Raw genomic sequence first — 6,000 nt, 5'->3', positions numbered from 1 at the left:
GGAGGTGGAATGACCGTTTCGGATCACATCACTCGTTTCAGAACAGCGGGGACAAACTACATCAATCTTTGCCATCAATCATCCAAAGGGCGAAGAATACCACAACACTAAATATGCGTCACGACCCGATATTCGTCCATAATTAATGAGCTTGAATATTAGAGATAAAGTTGCATGAGTGAGAGTCATATTCGTTTCAACATGGTGGAAGATAATCTGGAACCTGAAGTTGTTACCAGTGAACTTCTGACGGTGATTGATGGTTGGTTAAAACAGGAAGGGGCTTACACCACAGACGTTCAGCAGCAAATGCTGGAGTCACACGTCAAGGCAATGGTCCTGAGGGCTAAAACGGGTGAACCCCTGCCGGAAGTAGATAAATCCCTGTTTGATGAGATTTCTGCGGAATCAATGGCACTGGCCGAGCGCGCAGTAAATGCACTGCCGGGCCTGCCGATTGAAGAAGCTTATCTGCTGTCGGTTCATTTTGAAATTGCGCGTTCAAACGCTTAATCCTATTGGAGATAGAACAGATGAAACAAATCGTAGTCGTGATTGGTGACCGTTTAGGTAAAGGACAAAAAGTTGCTGCTGGCGTTGAAGCGGCCGGTGGTAAAGCTATTGTGATTCCTGGTGTCGCCGCGGATATGAAGCTGGGGGATGTGATGAATGCAGAGCAGGGGGATATCGGGATCTCTTTCTGCGGAAGCGGTGGTGCAGGTGCAATTACTGCTCAAAACAAATATGGCTACAAAGTGCGTCACGGTATGCGCTCTGTAGAAGAGGGTGAAACCGCTATTGCTGATGGTTGCACTGTACTGGGCTTTGGTTTTATGGATAAAGAAGAGCTGGGTGAGCGTTTAGTTAAAGCATTTAATAAAAAATACGGCAACGCATAATGAAAGAACATCTTAAAACATCAGTTCGCGTTAGTGGTCGGGGGGATACGAAACAAAAAGCCATCGCTGACGCATTGAACTCCGTACAACATAAGGTCCTGAAAGAGAGCACCAACATCATCCTGCGCATCGAACCTCAAGATGTCGAAATCGTTAACGCCACGGTGAAAGTGAGTAACGAAAAGTTCCTGTTTTTCTTTCTGCCGCGTAAACGTGAATTCTACTCTGTTGTTTTAGATGTTGCTTTAGATGTGACCTTGCTGAATGTTCAAGAGATACATTTCGATCCGGTTTAATTATCGGCAGAAATGTTTTAGAGGAAAAACAAATGGATGCAAATACCACTGTTTCTATTTTTGAGATACTGATAAAGTCCCTGATTATCGGTGGTCTCTGCGGTTTCGGCCTGGGTGCCGGTGCTGCTCGTATGTTCCATGCTCCAACGGTTCAAGGAATGGGTGCATTCCGTACCCTGGGGGAGTTGAACTCTTGTGAAGGGGATCCGGCTTCTCACTTCTCTTTTGGTTTAGGCTTTTTCTTTAACGCCTGGGCATCTTCTGTTGCTGCCGGTGCGTTTACTCAAGACGTTGATCACCGCATCATCCCTAACTGGGGTGCTGCTGCTCTGATGATCAAAAATCGTAACGTCACTGAAACACTGCATAACCCAAGAAAAATGGCGATTGCCTGTGGAATTATCGGTGCGCTGGTGGTTGCCTTCCTGAATACCACCGCATCTGCGGTTCCGGCTTCTTTGCAAACTACAGCGACTAACGTACTGGTTCCTGCGGCTAACCTGCTGGTTAACACCGTGATGCCAGTTATTTTCTGGTTGGCGGCAATGGATGCGGGTCGTCGTTCTGGTTTCTGGGCCACCCTGTTTGGTGGTTGTGCTCAGTTAATCATGGGTAACGCTATTCCTGGTTTAGTGCTTGGTATCCTGATTGGTAAAGGTGTTGATGACAACGGCTGGAACAAAATCACTCGTACTATGATGATTGCAGTGATTCTACTGTTCGTCCTGAGTGGTTTCTTCCGTGGTTTCGACGTTAAGTTGCTGCAGTCTTTCGCCTTAGGCGTACCAGACTGGTTACAGCACATCCATAACGTATTAAGTGGAAAATAATTAAGTCGAATGAGCTCCTCGGTGCGTGTGGCAATGAGGAACTGGCTCTCTCGGTCATCATATAAATCAACGACAGTAAATGTAATTACCAGGACTTGATGATGAATACAGAATTGAAAAGTGATTTTTGGTACGCAGAGTGGACATTCCCTCTGTTTGTAGGATTGTTGTCTGCCGGGGTATTCGCCGGTACACATATGTACGTAGTACACGGCTTTGGTGCTTTTAACGAAGTGGCATTCGTTGCCATGTTACGTTCAGGTATTGATACCGGAGTTTATGGTGCGGTAGCGGCGTTTGGTGCCAGCTTCCTGTTTGCGCGGATTATCGAAGGTTCTCTGGTCGGCATTCTGGATATCGGCGGTGCAATTCAGACCGGCTTAGGTTTAGGGGTTCCTGCTCTGTTGCTGGCCGGTGGTTTCGACTTTCTGGTCACTAACTTCTACGCTTCGCTGGTGACCGGCATGGTGTTAGGGGTGATGGTAGGTTTGCTGATTATTCTGGCGCGTAAATTTACCGTAGGACAAGGTAATTCAACCTTTGGTGCTGATGTAATGATGGGCGCAGGTAACACTTCAGGTCGTTTCCTTGGCCCTTTGATTATTCTTGCTGCCATGGCTGCATCTATTCCAATTGGTATTGGTTCTCTGATTGGTGCGCTGATCTTCTACGTATGGAAAAAGCCGGTTGCCGGTGGTGCGATTCTGGGTGCCATGGTGTTCGGTTATTTCTTCCCGCTGGTAGCAGCATAAGTCATAGTTTTAATAAGTGAGCAGATATCATGAACGATTTAATCATTAAGCAGGCAAAACTTATTAATGGCGACGTGGTGGACGTGGTGATTAATGAGGGGAAAATCCGTGAAATTGGTGCGTCAGTAGGTAATGGACTGACGGCAAAGAAACAGATCGATCTCGACGGAAAATACTATATTAGTGCTGGCTGGATTGATGCTCACACCCATTGTTATCCGGCTTCCCCCATCTATTTTGATGAGCCGGATTTAGCCGGTGCTGCCTGTGGTGTTACCACCATGATTGATGCAGGCAGCGTTGGTGCTGATGATGTTGACCATTTCTATTCTCTGGTGCAAAAGGCCAAGACCAACGTCTATTCGTTTTTGAACATTGCCAGAATTGGCATCATCGCTCAAAACGAACTCTCGGACATGAGCAAAATCGACGACGAAAGCTTGCAGAAGGCGATTAAGCGTCATCCTGATTTCGTGGTGGGTATCAAAGCCCGAATGAGTAAGAGCGTGGTCGGTGAGAACGGCATTCTGCCGTTGATTCGCGCTAAAGAAATGCAAAAAGAGAGCGGTTTACCACTAATGGTTCATATCGGTAATAACCCGCCTAATCTGGATGAAATTGCCGATTTACTCACGAAAGGTGACATTATCACCCATTGCTTTAACGGCAAACCAAACCGAATTCTCGATCAGGACGGTAACCTTAAGCCCGCGATTCAACGCGCATTAGCACGCGGGGTGATCCTCGATGTGGGGCATGGCGGTGAAAGCTTCAGTTTTTCCGTTGCCGAGCAGGCAATGAGAATTGGTACCTATCCTGACATTATCAGTTCAGATATCTATCACAAAAATCGTATTAACGGGCCGGTTTATAGTCTGGCGGCCGTAATGACTAAATTTTTGTGCATGGGCTTTAGTTTGAAACAGGTTCTTGATTGCGTCACGGTTAAAGCCGCAGATTTGCTCCATCTGGAAGGAAAAGGGCATCTGGAAGTGGGTTATGACGGTGATGTAACGATTTTCGATATTAAAGATGAGCGGATCGAACTTTCTGATGCAGAAGGTCAGGTAAGAATCGGCACTCAAAAATTTATTCCTATCGCGGCGATTGTCGCGGGGGAAAGTATTGCAACTAAAGAAGGTGAGTCAGAATATGCAATCAATTTATGAGAAATATCACTTAAAAAATGTGATTAACGCTTCAGGCAGAATGACCGCATTGGGGGTATCTACCCCGAAACCCGAAGTGGTTGATGTGGTTTCTTACGGGCTTAACCAATATTTTGAAATTAAAGATCTGGTCAATAAGACCGGCGAATATATTGCCAAACTGTTAGGTGTTGAAAATGCCGTGGTGGTGTCCTGCGCTTCTGCCGGTATTGCCCAGTCTGTTGCCGCCGTTATTGTGAAAGATGATTGTGACCTGCTGTTAAATCTGCATAGTTCAGACAAAGTTGTACCTCGAGAAATCATTGTCCCTAAAGGGCACAACGTAAACTTTGGTGCACCGGTTGACACCATGATTTCTCTCGGTGGTGGTAAAGTGATTGAAGCTGGTTTTGCTAATGAGTGTAGTGCTGCACAGGTAGAAGCGAAAATTACGCCGCAAACTGCCGCTATTCTGTATATCAAATCTCATCATACGGTACAGAAAAGTATGCTGAATGTGGCTGAAGCTGCTGCCGTAGCCAAAAAGCATAACTTGCCTTTAATTGTGGACGCGGCGGCAGAAGAAGAACTCAATATTTATTACGACATGGGTGCTGATTTGGTTATCTATAGCGGAGCGAAAGCGATTGAAGGACCAACCAGCGGCCTGGTGATTGGCAAACAGCAATATGTTGAGTGGGTCAAACAGCAAAGCAGCGGTATTGGCCGTGCGATGAAAGTAGGGAAAGAGGGCATCCTTGGCCTGACGCTGGCGATTGAGCTTTATCTGACAGCGAAAAAAGAGACCGGTCAGGAAATGGTGGAAAAAATGACGCCGTTTATTAATGACCTGAATGCGATACCGGGTATTTCTGCCAAAGTAGTATGGGATGCTGCCGGACGTGATATTGCCAGAACCGAAATCTCCTTTGATGAGAAAGCCATCGGCAAAAATACATTTGAAATAATGAAACTGCTAAAACAGGGTGATACAGCCATTTATTTCCGCGAATACAAAGCGAATGAAGGAAAAGTTGAGGCGGATGTACGTAGCGTATCTGCTCCTCAACTAAATGTGATCTCTTCTTCTATTCGTAAATTGGTTACCGGAGCATAAGTAATGAAATTAAGTCCTAATTATTATAAAGATCGCGTTTGTCTTAACGTTCTGGCAGGTTCCAGAGAAAATGCCCGTGAAGTGTATGCCGCGGCAGAAAAGCATGTGGTCGTTGGCGTACTGTCAAAAAGCTATCCTGATTTGGCCAGCGCCATTACAGATATGACGAAGTATGCCAATGATATTGAAAATGCTATCTCCGTTGGTTTAGGCGCAGGAGATCCAAATCAGTCAGAAATGGTTTCTCAAATTTCAAAAGTTATTCAGCCACAGCATGTCAATCAGGTATTTACCGGTGCGCCAGTTAGCCGTGCGCTGTTGGGACAAAATGAAACTGTAGTGAATGCGCTGGTTTCTCCTACGGGTAAAGTGGGTTGGGTTAAGATCTCTACGGGTCCATTAAGCTCCACCTTCCCGGATGCGATCGTGCCGGTTGAAACGGCAATCGCTATGCTGAAAGATATGGGTGCCAGCTCGATTAAGTTCTTCAATATGCGCGGCCTGACTTATAAAGATGAGTTTGTCTATGTCGCTAAAGCCTGTGCTGAAAATCACTTCTATCTGGAACCAACAGGTGGAATTGATTTGGAAAACTTTGAAGAGATTATGCAAATTGCACTGGACGCTGGTGTGGAAAAAATTATCCCACACATTTATAGTTCCATCATCGATTCTGAAACCGGCAACACCCGTCCGGACGATGTGAAAACATTACTGGCGATGGTTAAGAAGCTTATAGGCTGATCGTTTGCTCTTATGCATTAAGAGTTAATCGTTGGGAGAGGCCGCCGTGGGCAGGCAGACTAGGTCTAATGCTCTCCGTGCTTAAGTACAAGCGGTCTTCCGGCCGGGTTCGAAGGTAATATTGGTATATTGTTATTACGGTCGGAGCTTGTCATCTCACTGTTTAAGATACAAATATTCACTGGCGCGGATTTCAAAAGTTATTGACGACTGA

9 protein-coding genes are annotated in these 6,000 nt (G+C 45.9%); 8 read left to right on the top strand and 1 reads right to left on the bottom strand.

Annotated features, from left to right (window positions below):
* The coding region (locus LPW36_RS12340) for an IS1 family transposase (RefSeq protein ID WP_338085967.1) at positions 1 to 75 on the bottom strand (75 nt) is incomplete at its 3' end.
* Between the two features lie 99 nt (positions 76 to 174).
* On the opposite strand from LPW36_RS12340, the gene LPW36_RS12335 reads away from it, so the two are divergent.
* The 8 genes from LPW36_RS12335 to dagF all read left to right on the top strand — a co-directional run bounded on the left by LPW36_RS12335 (position 175) and on the right by dagF (position 5,786).
* The gene (locus tag LPW36_RS12335) at positions 175 to 513 is read left to right on the top strand and encodes a transcriptional antiterminator (RefSeq protein ID WP_130591120.1); all 339 of its coding nucleotides are present in this window, start codon (positions 175 to 177) and stop codon (positions 511 to 513) included.
* A gap of 20 nt (positions 514 to 533) precedes the next feature.
* The gene (locus LPW36_RS12330) at positions 534 to 899 is read left to right on the top strand and encodes an SFCGS family glycine-rich protein (RefSeq protein WP_130591121.1); all 366 of its coding nucleotides are present in this window, start codon (positions 534 to 536) and stop codon (positions 897 to 899) included.
* A complete protein-coding gene (locus LPW36_RS12325) occupies positions 899 to 1,195 on the top strand; it encodes a DUF4312 family protein (RefSeq protein WP_230610015.1) in 297 nt (98 codons plus the stop codon). The genes LPW36_RS12330 and LPW36_RS12325 overlap by 1 nt, the downstream gene beginning before the upstream one ends.
* A 32-nt stretch (positions 1,196 to 1,227) precedes the next feature.
* Positions 1,228 to 2,025, top strand: coding sequence for a DUF4311 domain-containing protein (locus LPW36_RS12320; protein WP_230610013.1), 798 nt, complete (start codon positions 1,228 to 1,230; stop codon positions 2,023 to 2,025).
* A 101-nt stretch (positions 2,026 to 2,126) separates the two neighbouring features.
* Positions 2,127 to 2,777, top strand: a complete 651-nt coding sequence (locus tag LPW36_RS12315) for a DUF4310 family protein (RefSeq protein ID WP_130593627.1) — start codon at positions 2,127 to 2,129, stop codon at positions 2,775 to 2,777.
* 29 nt (positions 2,778 to 2,806) lie between these two features.
* Entirely contained in the window at positions 2,807 to 3,946 is a 1,140-nt protein-coding gene (locus LPW36_RS12310) for an amidohydrolase/deacetylase family metallohydrolase (protein WP_230610010.1), read from the top strand.
* The gene (locus LPW36_RS12305; protein ID WP_230610008.1) at positions 3,930 to 5,042 is read left to right on the top strand and encodes a DgaE family pyridoxal phosphate-dependent ammonia lyase; all 1,113 of its coding nucleotides are present in this window, start codon (positions 3,930 to 3,932) and stop codon (positions 5,040 to 5,042) included. Before LPW36_RS12310 ends, LPW36_RS12305 begins: the two co-directional genes overlap by 17 nt.
* Before the next feature lie 3 nt (positions 5,043 to 5,045).
* Complete coding sequence (dagF, locus tag LPW36_RS12300; protein WP_230610006.1) at positions 5,046 to 5,786, top strand: 2-dehydro-3-deoxy-phosphogluconate aldolase; 741 nt, start codon at positions 5,046 to 5,048, stop codon at positions 5,784 to 5,786.
* Positions 5,787 to 6,000: the final 214 nt, after the last annotated feature.

The organism is Limnobaculum eriocheiris (genome assembly GCF_021010575.1).
GTDB lineage: Bacteria > Pseudomonadota > Gammaproteobacteria > Enterobacterales > Enterobacteriaceae > Limnobaculum > Limnobaculum eriocheiris.
This window is presented reverse-complemented; position numbering and strand designations above follow the sequence as displayed.

Coding starts and splice junctions, on each gene's coding strand:
- LPW36_RS12335 (WP_130591120.1), top strand. CDS start 175: ATGAGTGAGAGTCATATTCGTTTCAACATGGTGGAAGATAATCTGGAA.
- LPW36_RS12330 (WP_130591121.1), top strand. CDS start 534: ATGAAACAAATCGTAGTCGTGATTGGTGACCGTTTAGGTAAAGGACAA.
- LPW36_RS12325 (WP_230610015.1), top strand. CDS start 899: ATGAAAGAACATCTTAAAACATCAGTTCGCGTTAGTGGTCGGGGGGAT.
- LPW36_RS12320 (WP_230610013.1), top strand. CDS start 1,228: ATGGATGCAAATACCACTGTTTCTATTTTTGAGATACTGATAAAGTCC.
- LPW36_RS12315 (WP_130593627.1), top strand. CDS start 2,127: ATGAATACAGAATTGAAAAGTGATTTTTGGTACGCAGAGTGGACATTC.
- LPW36_RS12310 (WP_230610010.1), top strand. CDS start 2,807: ATGAACGATTTAATCATTAAGCAGGCAAAACTTATTAATGGCGACGTG.
- LPW36_RS12305 (WP_230610008.1), top strand. CDS start 3,930: ATGCAATCAATTTATGAGAAATATCACTTAAAAAATGTGATTAACGCT.
- dagF (WP_230610006.1), top strand. CDS start 5,046: ATGAAATTAAGTCCTAATTATTATAAAGATCGCGTTTGTCTTAACGTT.